This is a genomic window from Mycobacterium sp. ABE4_509 (assembly GCF_056160785.1).
This window is the reverse complement of record NZ_JBSWXU010000032.1, coordinates 12872-34942: the sequence shown is the minus strand read 5'-3', so window position 1 is coordinate 34942 and position 22071 is coordinate 12872. Positions and strand designations below refer to the sequence as shown.

Below are 22071 nucleotides of genomic sequence, written 5' to 3'. Positions count from 1 at the left end.
GCCTAGTTGTGTCCCCCGACACTGCAGTGGTCATCATGGCACAGCGTCCACCTATCATCGGCGCCTGATGGCAAACCTGGTCAACCTCGAACGGGCCACGATCGGCTACGGCACCCGCACGTTGCTCGACGCGGTCAGTCTGGGCATCGAAGAAGGCGACGCCATCGGTGTCGTCGGGCGCAACGGCGACGGCAAGACCACGCTGCTGCGGGTGCTGACCGGAGCACTGGCGCCGGACTCCGGCCGCGTCACCCACACCTCCGGCATCTCGGTCGGCTATCTGCGGCAGTCCGACGACTTCCTGCCCGGGACGACGGTGCGCGGCGTCATCGCCGGCGGCCGCCCCGACCACACCTGGGCGGCTGATCCCGCTACCCGGGCCGTCGTGGAGAACCTGCTGGCCGGGGTGCACCTCGACGCCGAGGTGGCCGACCTCTCCGGCGGTGAGCGGCGGCGGGTGGCGCTGGCGGAGGTGCTGGTGGCCGGCCACGATCTGCTCATCCTCGACGAGCCCACCAACCATCTCGACGTCGAGGTGATCGGCTGGCTGGCCGGGCACCTGTCGGCGCGCCCGGCCCGCGCGCTGGTGGTGGTCAGCCACGACCGCTGGTTCCTCGACGCGGTCTGCACCAGCACCTGGGAGGTGCACGACGGGGTCGTCGACGCCTACGAAGGCGGCTACGCCGCGTACGTGCTGGCCCGCGCCGAGCGGATGCGGCTGGCGGCCGGAGCCGAGGCGCGTCGGCAGAACCTGATGCGCAAGGAGCTGGCGTGGCTGCGGCGCGGGCCCCCGGCGCGCACGTCGAAACCCAAGTTCCGGATCCAGGCGGCCAACGAGTTGATCGCCAACGAGCCGCCGCCACGCGACTCGCTGACGCTGCAGAAGTTCGCCACCACCCGGCTCGGCAAGGACGTCTTCGATCTGCACCGGGTGCACCTGGAGGTCGGTGAGCCGCCACGGGTGCTGCTCGACAAGGTGGACTGGTCGATCGGCCCGGGAGCCCGGATCGGGCTGGTCGGGGTCAACGGCAGCGGCAAGACCTCGGTGCTGCGGCTGCTCTCCGGTGAACTGTCGCCGTCGGCGGGCACCGTCAAGCGGGGCCTGACGCTGCGAATCGGCTACCTGAGCCAGGCGCTCAAGGAGCTGGAGGGCTCGGCGCGGGTGATCGACGCGGTGGAGAACCGCCGCCGTATCACCGAGCTGGCCGGCGGCCAGGAGATCAGTGCCGACACCCTGCTCAAGGACTTCGGCTTCGTCGGTGACAAGCTGACCGCCCGCATCGACGAACTGTCCGGCGGTGAGCGGCGCCGCCTGCAGTTCCTGCGGATGCTGCTCGACGAACCCAACGTCCTGCTGCTCGACGAGCCGACCAACGATCTCGACATCGACACGCTCACCGTCATCGAGGACTACCTGGACGGCTGGCCGGGGACGTTGATCGTGGTCACGCACGACCGCTACTTCCTGGAGCGGGTCAGCGACGTCACCTACGCGCTGACCGGCGGCGGCCGGTGCGAGCTGCTGCCGGGCGGCATCGAGCAGTACCTCAGCGGGCGGGCGGCCGACGCGTCGCGCTCCGAACCGCGCACCGAGTCCCGCTCCGGCAAGGGTGAGACCAGCGCGGCCAAGGAACGGCGCACCGGCAAGGAGATGTCGCGGATCGAGAACCAGCTGACCAAGCTCGACGACCGCATCGCTGCCCTGCACGAATCGATGGCCGAGGCGGCCGCCGACCATGTCCGGGCGGCCGAGCTCAACGCCGAGTTGGGCGAGTTGCTCAGCCGCAAGGAGTCACTCGAGGAGTCCTGGCTGGAGTTGGCCGACGACGCGTGATTCGAGTGTGCGGTGTCGCCCGCGACTCGCCGCGGCGGGCGTTGCGATCCGCACAGTCGCGCCGGACCGGCTCAGCGTTGCAGCCGGATCCGTAACCGGTCGGCGACATCGCGGACCGTGCTGAGCTGTTTGGCCACCTGGACCGGCGCCGTGCCGCCGCGGGCGTCGCGGGAACCGACCGAGCCCTCCACGGTGAGCACCTCGCGCACCTGCGGGGTCAGCTCGGGGTGGATGCCGGTCAACTCCGCGTCCTCGAGGTCCTCGAGCCCGATGCCGCGGGCTTCGGCGGCGCGCACCGCCGCGCCGGCCGCCTCGTGCGCCACCCGGAACGGAACCCCGCGCCGAACCAGCCACTCGGCGACATCGGTGGCCAGCGTGTAGCCCAGCGGAGCCAGCTCGGCCATCCGGTCGACGTCGAAGCGCAACGTGGCCACCAGCCCGGCCATCGCCGGCAGCAGCATCTCCAGTTGGGCGACCGAGTCGAAGACCGGCTCCTTGTCCTCCTGCAGATCACGGTTGTAGGCCAGCGGCTGCGCCTTCAGCGTGGCCAGCAATCCGGTCAGGTTCCCGATCAGCCGGCCGGACTTGCCGCGCGCCAGTTCGGCGATGTCGGGGTTCTTCTTCTGCGGCATGATCGAGCTGCCCGTCGACCACGCGTCATGCAGGGTGACGTAGCCGAACTCGGTGGTGCTCCACAAGATGATGTCCTCGGCCAGCCGGGACAGATCCACCGCGATCATCGACAGCACGAACGCCGCCTCGGCGGCGAAGTCCCTCGACGCGGTGGCGTCGACCGAGTTGTCCGCCGCCGCTGCGAAGCCCAGCTCTTGGGCGATCGCGTCGGGGTCCAGCCCCAGCGACGAGCCGGCCAGCGCACCCGAGCCGTACGGCGACACCGCCGCGCGGGCATCGAAATCGGCCAGCCGGTCGACATCGCGCAGCAGCGGGTGGGCGTGCGCGAGCAGGTGGTGGGCCAGCAGGATCGGCTGCGCGGACTGCAGATGCGTTTTCCCGGGCATGATCGCCGTCGGATGCGCGGCGGCCTGGGTCGCCAGCGCCGCCACCACGTCGAGCACCCCGTCGGCGACCCGCCGGATCGCGTCGCGCAGCCACATCCGGAACTGCGTGGCCACCTGGTCGTTGCGCGAGCGGCCCGCGCGCAGCCGGCCACCGAGTTCGGCGCCCACCCGGTCGATCAGACCGCGCTCAAGCGCGCCGTGCACGTCCTCGTCGCTGACCAGCGGCCCGAAGCTGCCGTCGGCGACGTCGGCGGCCAGGGCGTCCAGCCCGGCCAGCAGACCGTCACGCTGCTCGACGGTCAGCAGACCCGCCCGGAACAGCACCGCGGCATGGGCTTTGGAGGCCGCGATGTCGTAGGGCGCCAGCGCCCAGTCGAAATGCGTGGACTTGCTCAGCGCGGCCAGGGCATCCGACGGGCCGTCGGCGAACCGGCCGCCCCACAGCGACCCCTCGTTGGTGCTGCGCCGGCGCTCACTCATGAGCCCGCCAGGTCCCGGCGCGCCGACAGGCTCGACGACAGGCCGTGCACGTGCACGAATCCCTTGGCCGCGGACTGGTCGAAGGTGTCGCCCTCGTCGTAGGTGGCGAGGTTGAAGTCATAGAGGGATTCGGCGCTGCGGCGGCCGTTGACGGCGATGTGCCCACCGTGCAGCACCATCCGGATCTCGCCGGTCACGTGCTCCTGGGTGTTGGCCACGAACGCCTCCAGCGCGGTCTTCAGCGGCGAGTACCACAGGCCGTCATAGACCAGCTCACCCCAGCGCTGATCGGTGTTGCGCTTGAACCGGCCGAGTTCGCGCTCCAGCGTCACGTGTTCGAGTTCGGTGTGCGCGGTGATCAGCACCATCGCACCGGGTGCCTCGTAGATCTCCCGGCTCTTGATGCCGACCAGCCGGTCCTCGACGACGTCGAGGCGGCCGACCCCCTGCGCCCCGGCGCGGGCGTTGAGCTGCTCGATGGCCTGCAGCACCGTCACCGGCTGCCCGTCGATGCTCACCGGTACGCCCTTGTCGAATCCGACGACGACCTCGTCCGGGCTGCTCCAGTTGACCGTCGGATCCTCGGTGTAGTCGTAGACGTCCTTGGTCGGGGCGTTCCACAGGTGCTCCAGGAAGCCGGTCTCCACGGCGCGGCCCCACACGTTCTGGTCGATCGAGAACGGCGAACGCTTGGTGACGTTGATCGGGATGGCGTTCTCCTCGGCGAAGGCGATGGCCTTCTCCCGGGTCCAGGCGTAGTCACGCACCGGAGCCAGCACCTTCAGATCGGGTGCCAGCGAGGCGAACCCGACCTCGAAGCGGACCTGGTCGTTGCCCTTGCCGGTGCAGCCGTGCGCGACGATGCCGCCGCCGTGTTCGCGGGCGGCGTCGACGAGATGGCGGACGATCAGCGGCCGGCTCAGCGCCGAGACCAGCGGGTAGCGGTCCATGTAGAGCGCGTTGGACTTGATCGCCGGCAGGCAGTACTGCTCGGCGAACTCGTCGCGGGCGTCCACGACAACCGCTTCGACCGCCCCGCAGTCCAGGGCGCGCTGCCGGACGACGTCCATGTCCTCGCCCCCCTGACCGAGGTCGATGGCCACGGCCACCACCTCGCGGCCGGTCTCCTTGCCGATCCAGCTGATGGCCACCGAGGTGTCCAGGCCGCCGGAATACGCCAGGATGACGCGCTCGGACATAGCAAAGCTCCTTTTCGTGTGTTGCTTCAGGCTCGAGAGAGGTCTTCGACGGTGGCGGCCAGTTGCGCACCGGTCATCGGTTCGCGGGCCACCACCAGGATGGTGTCGTCACCGGCGATGGTGCCGACCACGAAGGGCAGCGCGGCCCGGTCGATCGCGCTGGCCAGATAGTGCGCGGCGCCGGGCGGGGTCCGCAACACCGCCAGGTTGCCGCTGGCGTCGGTGGACACCAGCAGATCGGAGAGCAGCCGCGACACCCGTTCGGTTCCGCCGGTCACCCCGCGGACCGGGCTGCCGTCCTCGGGCACGACGTAGACACCCATGCCGCCGTCGGCGCCGCGCAGCTTGACCGCCCCGAGCTCTTCCAGGTCCCGCGAGAGCGTGGCCTGGGTGACCTCGATGCCGTCGGCGGCCAGCAGCGCGGCCAACTCACTCTGGCTGTGCACCGACTGCGCCGACAGCAGCGCGATGATGCGCGCCTGCCGGGCGGCCCGGGTGGTCGCGGGGGACGGTGTTGCGGTCACGTCGAGGTCTTCTTGTCCAACAACCACACCAACAGCGCCTTCTGGGCGTGCAGCCGGTTCTCGGCCTCGTCCCACACCGCGCTGCGCGGTCCGTCGATCACCTCGTCGGTGATCTCGTGACCGCGGTGCGCGGGCAGGCAGTGCAGCACCGCGACATCGGAGTCGGCCCGGTCGAGCAGGGCCGAGTTCAGCTGGAACGGCCGGAACGGGCGCACCCGGTCCAGGCCGTCGTTCTCCTGCCCCATCGAGGTCCAGGTGTCGGTGACCAGAACATCGGCGCCGCTGGCCGCGGCCACTGGGTCGTCGGTCACCGTGACCGCGGCACCGGTCTGGCGGCCCCGCTCGACGGCGGCGGCGACGAACATCGGGTGCGGTTCGAATCCGCGTGGCGCCGCGATCGTGACATCGATGCCGGCGGTCACCCCGCCGAGCATCAACGAATGCGCCATGTTGTTGGCCCCGTCACCGAAATAGCTCAGCCGCAGGCCTTTCAGCGCACCCTTCCATTCGACCAGGGTCTGCAGGTCGGCGAGCACCTGGCACGGATGGAACTCGTCGGACAGCGCATTGACGATCGGCACCCCCGAACCCGAGGCCATCGCCGCCAGCCGTTCCTGGGCGAAGGTGCGCCAGACGACGGCGTCGACATAGCGCGAGAGGACCCGTCCGGTGTCTTCGAGGGTCTCCTCCCGGCCGAGCTGGGTGCTGCGCCCGTCCACCACCACCGCGTGGCCGCCGAGCTGGGCGATGCCCATCTCGAACGAGAACCGGGTGCGGGTGGAGTTCTTCTCGAAGATCACCGCCACCCCGCGCGGACCCTCCAGGGGCCGGCGGGCGAACGGATCCTTCTTGACCTCGGCGGCCAGCGCCAGCACCTCGGCCTGCTCGTCGGGGGTCAGGTCGTCGTCGCGAAGGAAATGCCGCATCAGGATTGCACCGCCTTATCCAGCACGGCGGGCAGCGCCGCCAGGAACGCGTCGATCTGGGCTTCGGTGACGACCAGCGGCGGCGCCAGCCGGACCACGTCGGGCGCGGCCGCGTTCACCAGGAATCCGGCGTCGCGGGCGGCGGTCTCGACCGGTTTGGCCGCCTCGGCGGTCAGCACCACACCGCGCAGCAGCCCGCGTCCGCGGACATGGCCGACCAGCGGATGGCCCAGCGATTCGATGCCGTGCGACAGCGTCTTGCCGAGCACGTCGGCGCGCTCGATCAGCCGTTCCTCGGCCAGCACCCGCAGCACCGCCAGCGCTGCGGCCGTGCACACCGGGTTGCCGCCGAAGGTGCTGCCGTGCAGGCCGGGGGTGAGCAGGTCGGCGGTCTCGCCGATGGCCAGGCAGGCCCCGATCGGCAGTCCCCCGCCGAGCCCCTTGGCCAGCGTGACGATGTCGGGGGTGATCCCGTCGTGCTGATGGGCGAAGAAGGCTCCGGTGCGGCCCACCCCGGTCTGCACCTCGTCGAGGACGAGCAGGGCGCCGTGCTCGGCGGTGATCTCGCGGGCCGCCGCCAGGTAGCCGGCGGGTGGGACGACCACGCCGCCCTCCCCCATGATCGGTTCGAGGAAGACCGCGGCGGTTCCGGAGTCGACGGCGCCGCGCAGCCGGTCGATGTCGCCGTAGGGCACGTGGGTGACGTCGCCGGGCAGCGGGGCGAACGGCGCCTGCTTGGACGGCTGCCCGGTCAATGCCAGTGAGCCCATCGTGCGGCCGTGGAAAGCGCCTTCTGCCGCAACGAGTTTCGTGCGCCCGGTCAGCCGGGTGATCTTGAAGGCCACTTCGTTGGCCTCGGTACCGGAGTTGCAGAAGAAGGCCCGGGCCGGGGCGCCGAGCAGGTCGACCAACGCTTCGGCCAGCGCGACGCCCGGCTCGGTGGCGTAGAGGTTGGAGGTGTGGCCCAGTGTGTTCATCTGCCGGGTGACCGCCTCGATGACGGCGGGGTGACGGTGGCCGAGCACGTTGACGGCGATGCCGCCGAGCAGGTCCACGTAGGACTTTCCGTCGGTGTCGGTGACGACGGCGCCGTCACCGCTGGTCAGTGCCAGCGGCGGGGTGCCGTAGTTGTTCATCATCACCGCCGACCAGCGGTCCAGCAGTCCGGTCATGGGTTGGCCACCACCTTGGTGCCGGCGCCCTCGTCGGTGAACAGCTCGACCAGCACGCAGTGGGCCACCCGGCCGTCGATGACGTGCGCGCTGGGCACCCCGCCTCCGATGGCGCGCAGACAGGCTTCGATCTTGGGCACCATGCCCTCCTCCAGGGTGGGAAGCAGTTGGGTCAGCGCGGCGACGTCGATCTGGCTGACCAGCGAGCCCCGGTCCGGCCACCGCGTGTAGAGGCCTTCGACGTCGGTGAGCATCAGCAGTTTCTCGGCGCCGAGCGCGTCGGCCAGCGCGGCGGCGGCGGTGTCGGCGTTGATGTTGTAGACCAGCCCGTCGCCGTCGGGGGCGATCGTCGAGACCACCGGAATACGACCGGCGTCGATGAGGTCGAGCACGGCGTCGGTGTTGACCTGGGACACGTCACCGACCAGACCGATGTCGGTGGGGACACCCTCGACCATCACGGTGCGCCGCACCGCGGTGAACAGTCCGGCGTCCTCGCCGGTGATCCCCACCGCGTAGGGGCCGTGCGCGTTGATCAGGTTCACCAGCTCCCGGCCCACCTGGCCGAACAGCACCATCCGGGCCACCTCGAGCACCTCGGGCGTGGTGACCCGGAAGCCGCCCTTGAAATCGCCTGCGATGCCGAGCTTCCGGAGCATCGCGCTGATCTGCGGGCCGCCGCCGTGCACCACCACCGGGTGGATACCGCAGTTGCGCAGGAACACCATGTCGGCCGCGAACGCCGCCTTGAGCGTGTCGTCGGTCATCGCGTTGCCGCCGTACTTGACGACCACGATCTTGTCGTTGAGCGCCTTGAGCCACGGCAGCGCGGCGGCCAGCACGTCGGCCTTCTGGGTTGTCTGCAGTGTCATGAGCTGTAGGCGGAATTCTCTTCGACGTAGGCGTGGGACAGGTCGGTGGTGCGCACCGTCGCCGTGGCGGTGCCGGCGCCGAGGTCGACGCGCACCTCGATGTCCTCGGCCGACAGGTCGACCTCCCGCGCCCCGGGCGCCCCGACGCTGTCGATGCACACCGGGGACCCGTTGAACGACACCGTGATCCGCTCGGCGTCCAGGCGCACCGGGGCCATCCCGACGGCGGCGAGCACCCGGCCCCAGTTCGGATCGGAACCGAACAGCGCGGTCTTGACCAGGCTGTCGCGGGCGATCACCCGGGCGGCGGTGACCGCGTCGTCCTCGGTCTCGGCGCCGGTGACGGTGATCGCGATGCGCTTGGTGACCCCCTCGGCGTCGGCCTGCAGCTGCGCGCACAGGTCGTCGCAGACCTGCAGTACCGCCGCGTTGAGCTCGTCCTGGCTCGGGGTGATCTCGCTGGCGCCCGAGGCCAGCAGCAGCACGGTGTCGTTGGTCGAGCAGCTGCCGTCGACGTCGAGCCGGTCGAACGTGGTGGCGGTCGCGGCGGCGAGCGCGGCGTGCAGTGCGGCGGGACTGGCGGCCGCGTCGGTGGTGATCACACACAGCATCGTGGCCAGCGACGGTGCGAGCATGCCCGCACCCTTGGCCATTCCCCCGACCGTCCAGTCGTCCTGGTGCAGGGCGACCTGTTTGGGGACCGTGTCGGTGGTCATGATGGCCCGCGCGGCTTCTTCGCCGCCGGTCAGACCGCCGGCCATCTCGTGGACGACCTCCTGCACGCCGGCCAGGACCTTGTCCATCGGCAGCCGGTCACCGATCAGGCCGGTGGAGCACACCGCGACCTCGATGGCGCCGGTCTCGGTGCCCCACTCCGAGAGCGCCGCGGCGAGGGCTTCGGCGGTGGCGTGGGTGTCCTGGAAACCCTGGGGCCCGGTGCAGGCGTTGGCGCCGCCGGAGTTGAGGATGACCGCACGCAGCCGGCCGGTGGTGAGGACCTGCTGGGTCCACAGCACCGGCGCCGCCTTGATCTTGTTGCGGGTGAATACCGCCGCCGCGGTGTGATCGGGTCCTTCGTTGAACACCAGCGCCAGATCCAGCGCACCGGAGGCCTTGATGCCCGCCGGGATGCCGGTGGCCCGGAAGCCGGCCGGTGCGGTCACCCCCTGCGTGCGCAGCAGGCGGGTCACGGTGCCACCCCGACGATCGAGAGGCCTTCGGTCTCCGGCCAGCCCAGGGCGAGGTTCATCGACTGCACCGCCGCTCCCCCGGTTCCCTTGACCAGGTTGTCGATCGCGGCGATCGCGACGAAGGTCTGGGCGTCGGCGTCGAGGTCCACCGCCAGTTGGGCCGCGTTGCTGCCGATCACCGACCCGGTGGTGGGTAGCTGCCCCTCGGGCAGTAGGTGCACGAAATGTTCTTCGGCGTAGGCTTTTTCGTAGGCGCTGCGCAACTCCGACAGCGGCGCGTCGGTGCGCGCGGTGCAGGTGGCCAGGATTCCGCGTGAGGTCGGGATGAGCACCGGGGTGAACGACACCGAGACGTCGTGGCCGCTGACGGCACGCAGCCCCTGGGCGATCTCCGGGGTGTGGCGGTGCTTTCCGCCCACGTTGTAGGCGCGCGCCGAGCCGATCACCTCCGAGCCGAGCAGATCGACCTTGGCGGCGCGACCGGCACCGGAGGTGCCGCTCACCGCCACCACGTTCACGGCGGGTTCGACCAGGCCCGCGGCCAGCGCGGGCCACAGCGCCAGCAGTGCGGCGGTCGGATAGCACCCCGGGACCGCGATGCGGGTGGCGCCGCGCAGCTGTTCGCGGGCGTCGGGCAGCTCGGGCAGGCCGTAGGGCCAGCTGCCGGCGTGATCGGAGCCGTAGAACCGCTGCCAGGCGTTCGCGTCGGTGAGCCGGAAGTCGGCACCGCAGTCGACGATCAGCGTGTCAGGACCGAGCTGGTCGGCCAGTGCCGCCGAATGCCCGTGCGGCAGGGCCAGGAAGACGACGTCGTGGCCGTGCAGAACGTCGATCTCGGTGGGCTCCAGCGTCCGCCCGGCCAGCGGCAGCAGGTTGCGATGATGCTCACCCAGGGCGCTGCCCGCGCTGGCGGCGGCGGTCAGCGCCCCGATGGTGAGTCGACCATCGGCGTAGGCGGGGTGCCCGAGGAGCAGGCGCAAGATCTCGCCACCTGCATAACCGCTGGCACCGGCAACCGCGACGGATGTCATGCCACCCATCGTGGATGGTTATGCATGAAATTGCAAATCAATTCCGACTGGGCCGCGCCCCGGCGGCGTCGACCCCGATACGGGTGCGCATCGGCCTCAGGACCTCAGCACCGCACCGAGGCGCTCCGCGGCGGCGGCCACGGCGGCGTCGCGCGCCGCGCTGGCCTCGTCCTCGGTCAGCGTGCGGTCCGGGGCGCGGAACCGCAGCGCCAGCGCCAGCGACTTGCGCCCCTTCCCGATCTGGGGACCGGTGTAGACGTCGAACAGTCGCACATCCTCGAGCAGCTCGCCGGCTCCCGCGCGCACCGCGTCGATCACGCTCTGGGCGGCGACGTCGTCGGCGACCACCAGCGCGATGTCCTGGAACACCGCCGGGAACGGCGATACCGAGGGCACCGGCATCGAGTCGGTGATGGGCACGGAGTCGAGGTCCAGCTCGAGCGCGCAGGCGCCCTTCGGCAACCCGGAACGTTCGATGACGGCCGGGTGCAACTGTCCGGCGTGCCCGACCACCGTGTCACCGATCAGGACCTCGGCGCACCGGCCGGGATGCCAGGGCAGCTGGGCGGCAGAGCGCAGGGTGAACTCGACGCCGGCGGCACGGCCGATGACCCGCACCGCCTCGAACGCGTCGGCGGCCTCCGCCGGGCGGCCCGGCCCCCACGGACCGGCGGGCTCGCGTAGCCCGGCCAGCACCGCGGCCACATGCTGGGGCTGACGCGGAAGCGAGGCATCCAGCACCGCGATCTCGTCGTCGGTGGGCCGCCGGTCGTTCGGAATGCGCTGCACCGGACGGGTTTCACTGGTCGGTTCGACCACCTGGGCGATCGCGAACAGCGCCGCGTCGACCGCGCCGCGGGAGACGTTGCGGGTCAACGCATCGAGCAACCCGGGCAGCAACGTGGTGGCCAGATGCGGCCGGTCGGACTCCAGCGGGTTGACCACCGCGGTGGTGCTTCGCCGCGGATCCCCGGCGGGCAGCCCCCACTTGTCGAAGATCTCCGCAGACAGGAACGGTGTCGGAAGGATCTCGACGAAACCGTTGAGGGCCAGCGACTTTCCGATCGCGCGACGGCGCTTCTGCCCCGGCGTCAGACCGCGCCCGGCCGGCGCGGTGGGCAGCACCGACGGAATCACGTCGAGGCCCTCGAGGCGCATCACCTCTTCGACCAGGTCCGCCGGCTGGCGGATGTCGGGGCGCCAGCTCGGTGGCGTCGCGGTGAGCCGGTCGCCGTCGGTGACCACCGTCGCGCCGATCTGGGTCAGCCGTTTCTGAGCGGCACCGGGGGGATAGTCGACACCCGCGGTGCGGTCGGGCAGATCCACCGGCATGCTCACCGGCGGATGCGCCCAGTCTTCGGCCGGCGGATCGCCCCGCCAGTCGGTGAGCCGGGGTTGCACTGCACCGCCTGCGATGTCGGCCAGCAGCGACGCGCACCGGTCCAGCGCGGCGACCGACACCGCGGGATCGACGGTGCGCTCGTAGCGGCGGCCGGCCTCACTGTGCAGATGCAGCCGGCGCTGCGTGCGCGACACCGCGGCGGGGTCCCACACCGCCGCCTCGAGCAGCACATCGGTGGTGGTTTCACGGACCTCGGTGGTACCGGCACCCATCACCCCGCCGATGGCCGCGGTGGCGGCGTCATCGACGATCAGGACGTCGGCCGGGTCGAGCCGGCGCTCGACGTCGTCGAGGGTGACGACCGTCTCCCCCGGCTCGGCGAAGCGGACCCGGAACCCGCCGGCGATCAGGCTGCGATCGTGCGCGTGCATCGGATGGCCGAGTTCGAGCATCACGTAGTTGGTGACGTCGACCGCCGGCGAGATGGCGCGGATGCCCGACAACAGCAGCCGGCGCTGCATCCACCACGGCGACACGGCCGCCGGATCGATACCGGTGACCGGGCGCAGGCCGAAACGCTGCACCCCGGTGCCCGCATCGATGGTCACCGGCAGCGCTTCCCCGTCGGCGGGCAACGGCGCCACCTCGGCCGGGTCGGCGTAGTCCAGGTCGTAGGCGTTGGCGATCTCGCGTGCCATGCCGCGCACCGACAGGCAGTAGCCGCGGTCCGGGGTGATCGCCAGATGGAACACCACGTCGTCGAGGCCCACCACACCGGCCGCCGGATCGCCCGGCTCGGCGGTGCCGGGCGGCAGCACCAGGATGCCGGAATGGTCGGTGCCGAGGTTGAGTTCGGCTGTCGAACAGATCATCCCGTCGGAGGTGCGACCGTAGGTCTTGCGTGCGGAGATGGTGAAGTCACCCGGCAGCACCGTTCCCGGCAAGGCCACCACCACAAGGTCCCCGACGGCGAAGTTGGTTGCACCGCAGACGATGTCGCGGTACTCACCGTCGAGGTTCTGCGCCCCCACGTCGACCTTGCAGGCCCGGATCGGCCTCTTGAACTCGGTGAGCTCCTCGATCTCGGCGACCCGGCCGATGGTCAACGGTCCGCTGACCGGCCCGACCGGGATGATCTCCTCGACCTCGTGGCCGATGCGGATGAGCGCCTCTTCGAGATCTTCGGCGGGCACGTCCCAGCCCGGTGCGCCGGCCGCCACGACGTCGCGCAGCCAGCTGTAGGGAAGGCGCATCAGGCACCCACTCCGAACGGCAGCGAGAAGCGGACGTCGCCCTCGACCATGTCGCGCATGTCGGGGATGCCGTTGCGGAACTGCAGGGTGCGCTCCAATCCCATGCCGAATGCGAAGCCCGAGTAGACCTCCGGGTCGATACCGCAGGCCCGCAACACATTCGGGTTGACCATTCCGCAGCCGCCCCATTCCACCCAGCCGGGTCCGCCCTTCTTGTTCGGGAACCAGATGTCGACCTCGGCCGACGGTTCGGTGAACGGGAAGAAGTGCGGCCGGAACCGGGTGCGGCCCTCCGGCCCGAACTCCGAGCGGGCGAACGCGTCCAGCGTGCCGCGCAGGTTGGCCATCGTGAGGTTCTTGTCCACGGCCAGCCCCTCCACCTGGTGGAAGACCGGCGTGTGGGTGGCGTCGAGTTCGTCGGTCCGGAACGTGCGGCCGATCGAGATGATGTAGACCGGCAGGTCGCGTTCCAGCAGCGCGCGGATCTGCACCGGCGAGGTGTGGGTGCGCAGCAGCTGCCGCGAGCCCTCGGGCGCGACGTGGAAGGTGTCCTGCTCACTGCGCGCCGGATGGTCCGGCGGGAAGTTCAGCGCGTCGAAGTTGAACTGCTCGGTCTCGACCTCGGGTCCCTCGGCCAGCTCCCAGCCCATCGCGACGAAGGTGTCGGCGATGTGTTCGGCGAGGATCGTGATGGGGTGCCGGGCACCGATGGGCTGGCGGGTGGACGGGAGCGTGACGTCGATGCGCTCGGCGACGAGCACGGCGGCGTCCCGCTCGGCGCGCAGCACGGCCAACCGGTCGTCATAGGCGCGCTGCGCCTCGGTGCGCGCGACATTGACCCGTTTGCCCGCGTCGGCGCGCTCGGCCTTCGGTATCGCCCCGAGAGCTTGCCGGGCCAGGGCGATCGTCGAACGGTCCCCGAGGTGTTCGGTCTTTGCGCGGGCCAGCTCGTCGAGGCTGGACGCCTCGTCGAATGCGTGCACGGCAGCGCGCACCGCACCGGTCAGTGCGGCATCTGATAGGTCCACCGGCTGCTCAGCCACCCGGCGATCATAGGCGATCGGCTCGCGGCGTCTCGCGGGCGTTTCCCCTCGGCGCGATACCCTCACGCCGTGTTGATCCGGCCCGTGATCGTCGCCACAGTGTGGATTCTGGCAGCCGCAGCCGCGGCGCTGGCGGCTCTCGTCCATGCCGGATGGGCGCTACCGGCGGCGATACTGGCGGCCCTGGCCGCGCTGGGCACCTGGGATCTGACCCAGACACGGCGAACCATCCTGCGGACGTATCCGGTTCTCGGGCACATGCGCCCGTTGATGGAGTCGATCCGCCCGCAGATCCGGCAGTACTTCATCGAGTCGAACACCGAGGCGGCACCGTTCGACCGGGAGACCCGCGAACTGGTCTACGACCGCGCCCAGGGCACCAAGGGCGACGAGCCCTTCGGCACCCAGCGCGACGTGAACGCGCGCGGCTACGAGTTCCTGCGGCACTCGTTGCGCGCCCACTTCGCCGACGACCTCGCCCCGCGGGTGCGGCTCGGCGGTCCGGACTGCGAACAGCCCTACGACATCGCCCTGCTGAACGTCTCGGCGATGAGCTTCGGTGCGTTGTCGGCCAACGCCATCGAGGCCCTCAATGCGGGAGCCGCGCGCGGGGGCTTCGCCCACGACACCGGGGAGGGCGGCATCAGCCCGTACCACCTGCGCGGCGGCGACCTGATCTGGGAGATCGGCTCGGGCTATTTCGGCTGCCGCGACACCGACGGCAGTTTCGATCCGGTCGCATTCGCCGAGAAGTCCAGGCTGGCCGAGGTCAAGGCGGTCTCGGTGAAGTTGTCCCAGGGCGCCAAGCCCGGGCTCGGCGGCGTATTGCCCGGCGCCAAGGTCAGCGACGAGATCGCCGCGACCCGCGGGGTGCCGGTGGGACAGACCGTGGTGTCCCCGCCCGCGCACAGCGCGTTTCGAACCCCGGTGGAGTTCACCGAGTTCCTTACGACCCTGCGCCGGCTGTCCGGGGGAAAACCGGTGGGCTTCAAACTCTGTGTCGGGGCGCGCACCGAGTTCCTGTCGATCTGCAAGGCGATCATCGCCACCGGGATCGCGCCGGACTTCGTGATCGTCGACGGCGCCGAGGGCGGGACCGGGGCCGCGCCGGTGGAGTTCGAGGACCACATCGGGATGCCGCTGACCGAGGGCCTGATGATGGTGCACAACTGCCTGGTCGGCACCGGGTTGCGGGACCGGGTCAAGCTCGGCGCGTCGGGGAAGGTGGCCAGCGGCGTCGACATCGTCAGCCGAATCTGTCAGGGCGCCGACTTCACCCTGTCGGCCCGGGCGATGATGTTCGCCGTCGGCTGCATTCAGGCGCTCAAGTGCCACACCAACCGGTGTCCCACCGGGGTGGCGACCCAGGATCCCGGGAGGGCCAGGGCCCTCGACGTCGCGGACAAGACCGCGCGGGTGGCCAACTTCCAGCAGGCCACCGTGGCCAGCGCGGCCCAGATCGTGGCGTCGATGGGGCTGGCCGGGTTCGACGAGCTCTCCCCCGCCATGCTCAACCGCCGCGTCGGCGGCCAGCTCAGCCGGACCTACGCCGAGATCTACGAATGGCTGATGCCGGGTGAGCTGCTCGAGGATCCGCCCGAATCGTGGCGCTCCGACTGGATCGAGGCGTCCGCCGACGAGTTCGCCTGACCCTCCCGAACTGGCATTCCGGCAGGCCCGTTCTCGCACTTTCGCTGCCGGAATGCCGTTTCGGCGGCGGGGGTCAGGCCTCGGCTTCGTCGCCGTCGTCTGCGTCGGCGGACTGCGACCGGCGCACCCGCAGGCGGTACATCACGAAGTCGGCGGGCACCCCGTCCTGCTTCGGAGCGAACACCTGTCGGCGCACCTTGTGCGCCGTCACCCCCAGGGTCTCGAACTCGTCGGGCGGGATCCGCTCGAGGGTCGACGCGGAGACGATCAGCTCGCCCCGGGTGGCACGCTCCATCACGCGGGCGGCGAGGTTGACATCGACGCCGAGCCAGTCCGAACCGATCCGCTGTGGCCGGCCGGTATGGACACCCACTCGCATGCGCGGCGTATAGCCCTCGACCTCAACGGTCTTTATGGCCTCGCGGGCGGTGATCGCCGCGCGCACGGCGGTGACCGGATACGCGAAAACCGCCATGATCCCGTCGCCCATCCGTTTGACGATGTGGCCGCCGGCCTCGAGCAGTGGCGGCTCGACGACCTGGGCGACGCGGCGCAGCAGTCGCACCGTGGCCTCGTCACCGGCGTCCAGCGACCAGTTCGAGAAGCCCACCAGGTCGGTGAAGACCAGGGTCACCTCGGCGTTCGCCGGCCGGCCGGATACCCGTTCGGTCAGCGCCTGCCAGACCTGCAGGGCTCCCAGGCTGATTTCACGCGACGCCGCCTGGCGTTCCAGCAGCCGGTCGGCGGCCTTGGCCGCCACCCGCGGATAACCGACACCGGACACCGACAGCGGGTCACCGAATTCGGGATCCCCGGGCAGCGCGCGGCGGGCCCGGCGGATGATCGAGATGACCTGATCGTGCTGATTGACGCCCCGCAGCCAGCCGATCGGCCCCGACGAGTGATCGTCTCCCGGTTCACTCGACACCGCCTCGTCCACGTCTGCCAGCCTAATCCAGGCTGATCGACCCGCTGAATTCGCAGGTCACGGCCATATGGATGGGCTGTGGAGGGTGCGTAACAGCAGCGCCGGCGCACCCCGAATTGATAGACAACGATTGTTGTCAGCGCCTATCGTGAGACGGTGCGATCAACGGCGATCTCAGACCACAGCGCGACCCCGACGGAATGCCCGCTGGGCCCGGACTCACTGACCTGGAAGTACTTCGGCGATGTCCGCACCGGAATGCTCGGCGTCTGGATCGGTGCGATCCAGAACATGTACCCCCAACTCGGCGCCGGCGTCGAGGACCATTCCGTTCTGCTGCGCGAACCCCTGCAGCGGGTCGCCCGCTCGGTGTACCCCATCATGGGGGTCGTCTACGACGGAGACCGTGCCGCGCAGACCGGCGCGCAGATCCGCGGCTTCCACACCACGATCAAGGGTGTCGACACCACCGGGCGGCGCTACCACGCGCTGGACCCGGAGACGTTCTACTGGGCGCACGCCACCTTCTTCATGCTCATCATCAAGACCGCCGAATACTTCTGCGGCGGGCTGACCGAGGCCGAGAAACGTCAGCTGTTCGACGAGCACGTCCAGTGGTACCGCATGTACGGCATGAGCATGCGCCCGGTGCCCGAATCCTGGGAGGCGTTCGGACAGTACTGGGAGCGAAAATGCGGCGAAGAACTCGAGATCAACCAGGCGACCCTGGACATATTCTCGCTGCGCATCCCCAAGCCGTGGTTCGTGATGATGCCCACCGGGCTGTGGGATCAGATGTTCAAGCCGATGGTGGGCGCCCAACGCTGGATCGCCGCAGGGGTTTTCGACCCCGTGGTCCGTGAGCGGGCGGGCATGCGATGGACCGCCGGGGACGAGGTCCTGCTGCGCCTGTTCGGCAAGCTCGTCGAGCTGGCGTTCGTCGCGGTGCCCGACGAGGTCCGGCTGCATCCGCGCGCGGTGGCCGCCTACCGCCGCGCAGAGGGAAAGACACCGCCCGACGCACCGTTGGTCGAGGCACCCGCGTTCATGGCCCCGCCGCGGGATCGCCGCGGCCTGCCGATGCACTACGTGCCCACCCACAAATCGCTGCTCGATCGGGTGGGGTCGCTGGTGCATTCGACGTTCTCGCTGGCCGGTGTCCGTCCGGCGCGCGGACGCGGCCGGGCTGAGGCAGCCTGAACCCATGCTCGAATGGTCAGACGTCGACCTCGCGGTGCGCGACGCGGTGCGCGAGTTCGTCGACAAGGAGATCCGCCCCCACCTCGATGCGCTCGAAAGCGGCGAGATGGAGCCCTACCCCATCATCCGCAAGTTGTTCACCACGTTCGGGATCGCCGACATGGCGCGCGACGGGCTGAACAAGCGCCTGGCCGCACTGCGTGAGGGTGGCCCATCGAGCGCCAAGCCCGCATCCGGGGGCATGTTCGGCGGTGGCGCGGGTTCGGCCGGCATGGGCTTCGTGGTGGTCAGCGAACTGTGCCGAGTCGCCATGGGAGTGGTCACCGGCATGGGCGTCAGCCTGGGGCTGACGGTGCCGACGATCATGAGCCGCGGCACCCTGGCCCAGCAGGAGCGCTGGCTGCCGGGCCTGGTGACCTACGACAAGGTCGGCGCGTGGGCCATCACCGAACCGGACTCTGGCTCCGACGCGTTCGGCGGAATGAAGTCCTATGTGGTGCGCGACGGTGACGACTACATCCTCAACGGTCAGAAGACCTTCATCACCAACGGACCGGATGCTGACGTGGTCGTGGTCTACGCCAAACTCGAGGAGCACGACCCCACGGTCGACAAGCGCAACCGCAAGGTCCTGACCTTCGTGCTGGACCGCGGCATGGACGGCTTCGTCCAGTCCAGGCCGCTGCGCAAGATGGGAATCCACTCCTCCCGGACCGGCGAGCTGTTCTTCAACGACGTCCGGCTGGGGCGTGACCGCCTGCTGGGCGAGACCGAAGACAACGACGCCGGCGACGGGCGCGACAGCGCACGCTCCAATTTCTCCGCCGAACGCATCGGCGTGGCCGCGATGGCGCTGGGCGTGATCGAGGAATGCCTGCGGCTGAGCGTCGACTACGCCAGGTCCCGCACGCTCTGGGGGCAGGAGATCGGCCAGTTCCAGCTCATCCAGCTCAAGCTGGCGACGATGGAAGTGGCCCGGATGAACGTGCGCAACATGTTGTTCCGCGTCGTCGAGGCGACCCAGACCGGGACCTCGATATCGCTGGCCGAGGCGTCGGCGATCAAGTGGTACTGCTCGCAGGCCGCCACCGACGTCGCGATGGAGGCGGTTCAGCTCTTCGGCGGCAACGGGTACATGACCGAGTACCGGGTCGAGCAGCTCGCCCGCGACGCCAAGTCGTTGATGATCTATGCGGGCAGCAACGAGGTGCAGATCACCCATGTGGCCCGGGGTCTGCTGTCGGGCTGAGCGGCGGTCACTGCTCGTCGACGATGAACTGCGCGGCCCGGGCGGCCATCGCCATCACCGGTCCGTTCAGGTTGCCCGCCAACATGATCGGCATCGCCGAGCAGTCGACCACGCGTAGCGCATCGATGCCTCTGACCCGCAGCCTGCTGTCGACGACATCGTCGTCGCTCGGCCCCATCGCGCAGCTGCCGATCGCGTGGTAGCCGGTATAGCCGCCGTCGAGTGCGGAGTCGATCAGCTCGTCGTCGGTGTCGGCCCCGGGGCCGGGGAAGGTCTCGTGGTCGATCCGCTCACCGATCGGCGATTGCGCGAACAGTTCGCGGGTCCGCCGCATCAGGTTGGCCGTGGTGGTCCTGTCGTAGGCGGTGGCGAGGTAGTTGGGCTCCAGGCGCAGCGGGGCGTCGGGATCACTGCCGGTGATCGCCACTTCGCCTTCGGAGGTGGGACGCAGCGTGAAACCGAGGCAGGACATTCCCGGAGCTCGTTCGATGGAGACCGACTCCCCCTCCTGGTACGCCGGAATCGTGAACGGCCCCAACAACAGCTGGCCGTCCACCCGTTCGGCGTCGTCGGCGGTCTTGAGGAAGGCCAGCACGTCGAATGTCGGGGTGGCCAGTGATCCCTTTCGGCTGGCGAGGTAGCGCAACGCGGTCAACCCCTGCCCCAGCCGGGTCGACAGCTGGCGGTTGTAGCCGAGGTCCTCGTTGAGCCGGAACTTCATCGCGAAGCACCGGTGCTCGCGCATCCGGCGCCCGACGTACCGGCGGTCGAGGACCACCGGCACTCCGGCGCGCTCCAGCAGCTCACGCGGACCGATACCGGACAGCTGCAGTGCCTTGGGGCTGCCCATGCTGCCGAGCGCGAGGATCACTTCGCGGTCAGCACGCAGCGTCGCGGAAGCACCGCCGGGAGAAACCACCTCGACTCCGACCGCACGGTCGTGTTCGATCAGCACCCGGGTCACGGTGGTGTTGGTGCGGACTTCCAGGTTGGGGCGGTTACGCACCGGCTTGAGGAATGCGTCGGCGGCACTGACCCGGCGCCCGTTGCGGATGGTCGCCGGGGTGTAGCCGATCCGGGGTTCGTCGGATTCGTTGATGTCGAGCATCTCCCGCAGGCCGGCGCCGGCGCCGGCGGCCACGATCTCCTGGCAGAGCACATCCTGTTCAGCGGCGACCGACACGTGCAGCGGCCCGCCCGCGCCGCGGGTCGGCGAGGGTCCGAACTCGTTGTCCTCGAACGCCTTGAAGATGGGCAGGATGTCCGACCAGCCCCAGCCCTTGTTACCCAGCCGCTCCAGCTCGTCGTAGTCGGCCTGGTTGCCGCGGTTGTAGACCATGCCGTTGATGGAGCTCGAACCGCCGATCACCTTGCCCCGCGCCCAAAACTCGGGCCGCTGTTTCGGCCCGAACGGGGTGGTGGCGTAGCGCCAGGCGTACTTCTCGTTCTCCATCAGAGTCCCGGAGCCCTTGGGCACGTGGAACATCGGATGGCGGTCGGGGCCCCCGGCCTCGATCAGCAGGACCGAGACACCCGGATCGGCGGAGAGCCGGTTGGCCAGCACGCATCCCGCTGAGCCCGCCCCGGCGACGATGTAGTCGTAGCGAGCCATCTCGTCCCCGATCTCGGTCGAACCGCGAGCATTACAAAGTGTGCCCGATCTGTATCGCCGAACAATACACCCCGGCCGGTCCTCAGCCGCGCCGAGCCGCCCTCGCACTCTGGTAGAGACAGATCGATGCGGCGGCGGCGACGTTGAGGCTCTCGGCGGCCCCGGGCATCGGGATCCGCACCCGCACGCTCGCCAGGTCGGCGACCTCGGGCGCCAAGCCGTGCGCCTCCGGACCGAACAGCCAGGCGGTCCGCCGGTCGAGTTCGGCATCGTCGAGGCTGATCGAGCCGTCGAGGACGGTGGCGAACACCGTCAGCCCCGACTCCCGCATGCGGTGGACCACTCCCGGCGCATCGGCGACCTCACCGCCGGCGAGCACCGGGATCGAGAAGATGCTGCCGGCCGAGGCGCGCAGGCACTTTCCGTTGTACGGGTCGACGCTGTCGCCGGCGAGCACGACCGCGTCGGCGCCCATCGCGTCGGCCACCCGGACGATGGTGCCCGCGTTGCCTGGTTCGGAGACACCCACCGGCACCGCCAGCAGCCTGGGCGCACCGGCCAGCACGTCATCGAGACCGGTGTCGGGAATCGTGCACACAGCCACCAGCCCCACCGGGGTCACGGTGTCGGACAACGCTTTCGCCGCCCGCTCGGTGACCAGTTGCACCGGTGCGCCGGACAACATTGCGGCGAATCGTTCAGCGGCCGACTCGGTGGCGAAGACCTCGGAAACGAGTCCGCGCCGCAGCGCCGCCTCGACGAGGTTGGGTCCCTCGGCGAGGAAGCGTGCGGCGCGGCGGCGCCCGGTGTGGCGGTGCAGTTTGACTGCCGCCACCACCCGGGCAGAACGCTCGGTGAGGGTCAGGCAGCCTCGCCCGACGGGGCGTTCACATCGGCGGGCAGCGCACCCTTGGCGACCTCGACCAGCGCGGTGAAGGCAGCCGGGTCGCTGACCGCCAACTCGGCGAGGTTCTTCCGATCGACCTCGACGCCGGCGGCCTTGAGGCCCTGCATCAGCCGGTTGTAGGTGATGTCGTTGGAACGGGCGGCCGCATTGATGCGCGAGATCCACAACTTGCGGAACTCGCCCTTGCGGGCGCGCCGGTCCCGGTAGGCGTAGGTCAACGAATGCAGCTGCTGTTCCTTGGCCTTGCGGTACAGCCGGGACCGCTGGCCCCGGTAGCCCTTCGATGCCTTCAGGACGGTACGCCGCTTCTTCTGCGCGTTGACCGCGCGCTTCACGCGTGCCATGGGTGTTTCCTATCGTCGTTCAGTTCATGGGTAGCGCTCGGCCGGGCCGGCCGAGCCGCCGAGGTGGTCGGTGGAGCGTCGACGCTGCCAGGCTGGGTCAGCCGTTGAGCATCTTCTTGACACGCTTGGTGTCGTTGCCTGCCACCTCGGTGCGGCCGTCGAGCCGGCGGGTGCGGGTGGACGGCTTGTGCTCGAGCAGGTGGCGGTGGTTGGCCTTCTGGCGCACGATCTTTCCGGTTCCGGTGCGCCGGAACCGCTTCGAAGCGCCGCTGTGGGTCTTCGCCTTGGGCATGTTT

The 22071-nt window shown here is 70.0% G+C and carries 19 protein-coding genes; 4 read left to right on the top strand and 15 right to left on the bottom strand.

What is annotated here, in order from left to right:
• Positions 1–67 precede the first annotated feature (67 nt).
• Positions 68–1834, top strand: a complete 1767-nt coding sequence (locus tag ACXAID_RS09865; RefSeq protein ID WP_475022020.1) for an ABC-F family ATP-binding cassette domain-containing protein — start codon at positions 68–70, stop codon at positions 1832–1834.
• Positions 1835–1905: 71 nt separating this feature from the next.
• Here ACXAID_RS09865 and argH read toward each other — a convergent pair whose 3' ends face one another.
• The 10 genes from argH to pheS form a co-directional block, all read right to left on the bottom strand.
• Positions 1906–3333 (bottom strand): argininosuccinate lyase, encoded by a 1428-nt coding sequence (gene argH / locus ACXAID_RS09860; RefSeq protein ID WP_475022019.1) that lies wholly within the window; start codon positions 3331–3333, stop codon positions 1906–1908.
• Positions 3330–4532 (bottom strand): argininosuccinate synthase, encoded by a 1203-nt coding sequence (locus ACXAID_RS09855; RefSeq protein WP_475022018.1) that lies wholly within the window; start codon positions 4530–4532, stop codon positions 3330–3332. Before ACXAID_RS09855 ends, argH begins: the two co-directional genes overlap by 4 nt.
• Positions 4533–4558: 26 nt before the next feature.
• Positions 4559–5056, bottom strand: coding sequence for an arginine repressor (locus ACXAID_RS09850; RefSeq protein WP_475022017.1), 498 nt, complete (start codon positions 5054–5056; stop codon positions 4559–4561).
• Positions 5053–5985: an ornithine carbamoyltransferase gene (gene argF, locus ACXAID_RS09845; RefSeq protein WP_475022032.1), complete on the bottom strand. Its 933-nt coding sequence runs from the start codon at positions 5983–5985 to the stop codon at positions 5053–5055. Before argF ends, ACXAID_RS09850 begins: the two co-directional genes overlap by 4 nt.
• Positions 5982–7154, bottom strand: coding sequence for an acetylornithine transaminase (locus ACXAID_RS09840; RefSeq protein WP_475022016.1), 1173 nt, complete (start codon positions 7152–7154; stop codon positions 5982–5984). Before ACXAID_RS09840 ends, argF begins: the two co-directional genes overlap by 4 nt.
• Positions 7151–8026, bottom strand: coding sequence for an acetylglutamate kinase (gene argB, locus ACXAID_RS09835; protein WP_475022015.1), 876 nt, complete (start codon positions 8024–8026; stop codon positions 7151–7153). The genes ACXAID_RS09840 and argB overlap by 4 nt, the downstream gene beginning before the upstream one ends.
• A complete protein-coding gene (argJ, locus tag ACXAID_RS09830; protein ID WP_475022014.1) occupies positions 8023–9216 on the bottom strand; it encodes a bifunctional glutamate N-acetyltransferase/amino-acid acetyltransferase ArgJ in 1194 nt (397 codons plus the stop codon). Before argJ ends, argB begins: the two co-directional genes overlap by 4 nt.
• Positions 9213–10256, bottom strand: a complete 1044-nt coding sequence (argC, locus tag ACXAID_RS09825; protein ID WP_475022013.1) for an N-acetyl-gamma-glutamyl-phosphate reductase — start codon at positions 10254–10256, stop codon at positions 9213–9215. Before argC ends, argJ begins: the two co-directional genes overlap by 4 nt.
• Positions 10257–10343: 87 nt before the next feature.
• Positions 10344–12842 (bottom strand): phenylalanine--tRNA ligase subunit beta, encoded by a 2499-nt coding sequence (gene pheT / locus ACXAID_RS09820; RefSeq protein WP_475022012.1) that lies wholly within the window; start codon positions 12840–12842, stop codon positions 10344–10346.
• On the bottom strand, positions 12842–13885 hold the full coding sequence (gene pheS, locus ACXAID_RS09815) for a phenylalanine--tRNA ligase subunit alpha (RefSeq protein WP_475022011.1): 1044 nt from the start codon (positions 13883–13885) through the stop codon (positions 12842–12844). Before pheS ends, pheT begins: the two co-directional genes overlap by 1 nt.
• 72 nt (positions 13886–13957) lie before the next feature.
• Between pheS and ACXAID_RS09810 the strand changes: the two genes are divergently transcribed.
• A complete protein-coding gene (locus tag ACXAID_RS09810; RefSeq protein WP_475022031.1) occupies positions 13958–15535 on the top strand; it encodes an FMN-binding glutamate synthase family protein in 1578 nt (525 codons plus the stop codon).
• A 73-nt stretch (positions 15536–15608) separates the two neighbouring features.
• Here ACXAID_RS09810 and ACXAID_RS09805 read toward each other — a convergent pair whose 3' ends face one another.
• Entirely contained in the window at positions 15609–16475 is an 867-nt protein-coding gene (locus ACXAID_RS09805; RefSeq protein WP_475022010.1) for an adenylate/guanylate cyclase domain-containing protein, read from the bottom strand.
• Positions 16476–16634: 159 nt separating this feature from the next.
• Here ACXAID_RS09805 and ACXAID_RS09800 point away from each other — a divergent pair, with 159 nt between their 5' ends.
• Both ACXAID_RS09800 and ACXAID_RS09795 read left to right on the top strand, forming a co-directional pair.
• The gene (locus tag ACXAID_RS09800) at positions 16635–17663 is read left to right on the top strand and encodes an oxygenase MpaB family protein (RefSeq protein ID WP_475022030.1); all 1029 of its coding nucleotides are present in this window, start codon (positions 16635–16637) and stop codon (positions 17661–17663) included.
• Positions 17664–17667: 4 nt separating this feature from the next.
• The gene (locus ACXAID_RS09795; protein WP_475022009.1) at positions 17668–18912 is read left to right on the top strand and encodes an acyl-CoA dehydrogenase family protein; all 1245 of its coding nucleotides are present in this window, start codon (positions 17668–17670) and stop codon (positions 18910–18912) included.
• 7 nt (positions 18913–18919) lie between these two features.
• Here the strand turns inward: ACXAID_RS09795 and ACXAID_RS09790 are convergent, their stop codons facing one another.
• The 4 genes from ACXAID_RS09790 to rpmI all read right to left on the bottom strand — a co-directional run bounded on the left by ACXAID_RS09790 (position 18920) and on the right by rpmI (position 22067).
• Complete coding sequence (locus ACXAID_RS09790) at positions 18920–20524, bottom strand: GMC family oxidoreductase (RefSeq protein WP_475022008.1); 1605 nt, start codon at positions 20522–20524, stop codon at positions 18920–18922.
• Between the two features lie 82 nt (positions 20525–20606).
• A complete protein-coding gene (locus ACXAID_RS09785; RefSeq protein WP_475022007.1) occupies positions 20607–21362 on the bottom strand; it encodes a TrmH family RNA methyltransferase in 756 nt (251 codons plus the stop codon).
• Positions 21363–21385: 23 nt separating this feature from the next.
• On the bottom strand, positions 21386–21775 hold the full coding sequence (rplT, locus tag ACXAID_RS09780; protein WP_475022006.1) for a 50S ribosomal protein L20: 390 nt from the start codon (positions 21773–21775) through the stop codon (positions 21386–21388).
• A 97-nt stretch (positions 21776–21872) separates the two neighbouring features.
• Complete coding sequence (rpmI, locus tag ACXAID_RS09775) at positions 21873–22067, bottom strand: 50S ribosomal protein L35 (protein WP_475022005.1); 195 nt, start codon at positions 22065–22067, stop codon at positions 21873–21875.
• Positions 22068–22071: the final 4 nt, after the last annotated feature.

What these genes read in the sequence shown, in the direction of transcription:
- ACXAID_RS09855 (WP_475022018.1), bottom strand. Translation starts at nt 4,532, where the DNA reads ATGTCCGAGCGCGTCATCCTGGCGTATTCCGGCGGCCTGGACACCTCG.
- ACXAID_RS09795 (WP_475022009.1), top strand. Translation starts at nt 17,668, where the DNA reads ATGCTCGAATGGTCAGACGTCGACCTCGCGGTGCGCGACGCGGTGCGC.
- ACXAID_RS09865 (WP_475022020.1), top strand. Translation starts at nt 68, where the DNA reads ATGGCAAACCTGGTCAACCTCGAACGGGCCACGATCGGCTACGGCACC.
- pheT (WP_475022012.1), bottom strand. Translation starts at nt 12,842, where the DNA reads ATGCGCCTTCCCTACAGCTGGCTGCGCGACGTCGTGGCGGCCGGCGCA.
- argB (WP_475022015.1), bottom strand. Translation starts at nt 8,026, where the DNA reads ATGACACTGCAGACAACCCAGAAGGCCGACGTGCTGGCCGCCGCGCTG.
- ACXAID_RS09840 (WP_475022016.1), bottom strand. Translation starts at nt 7,154, where the DNA reads ATGACCGGACTGCTGGACCGCTGGTCGGCGGTGATGATGAACAACTAC.
- rpmI (WP_475022005.1), bottom strand. Translation starts at nt 22,067, where the DNA reads ATGCCCAAGGCGAAGACCCACAGCGGCGCTTCGAAGCGGTTCCGGCGC.
- argC (WP_475022013.1), bottom strand. Translation starts at nt 10,256, where the DNA reads ATGGGTGGCATGACATCCGTCGCGGTTGCCGGTGCCAGCGGTTATGCA.
- ACXAID_RS09790 (WP_475022008.1), bottom strand. Translation starts at nt 20,524, where the DNA reads ATGGCTCGCTACGACTACATCGTCGCCGGGGCGGGCTCAGCGGGATGC.
- rplT (WP_475022006.1), bottom strand. Translation starts at nt 21,775, where the DNA reads ATGGCACGCGTGAAGCGCGCGGTCAACGCGCAGAAGAAGCGGCGTACC.
- argH (WP_475022019.1), bottom strand. Translation starts at nt 3,333, where the DNA reads ATGAGTGAGCGCCGGCGCAGCACCAACGAGGGGTCGCTGTGGGGCGGC.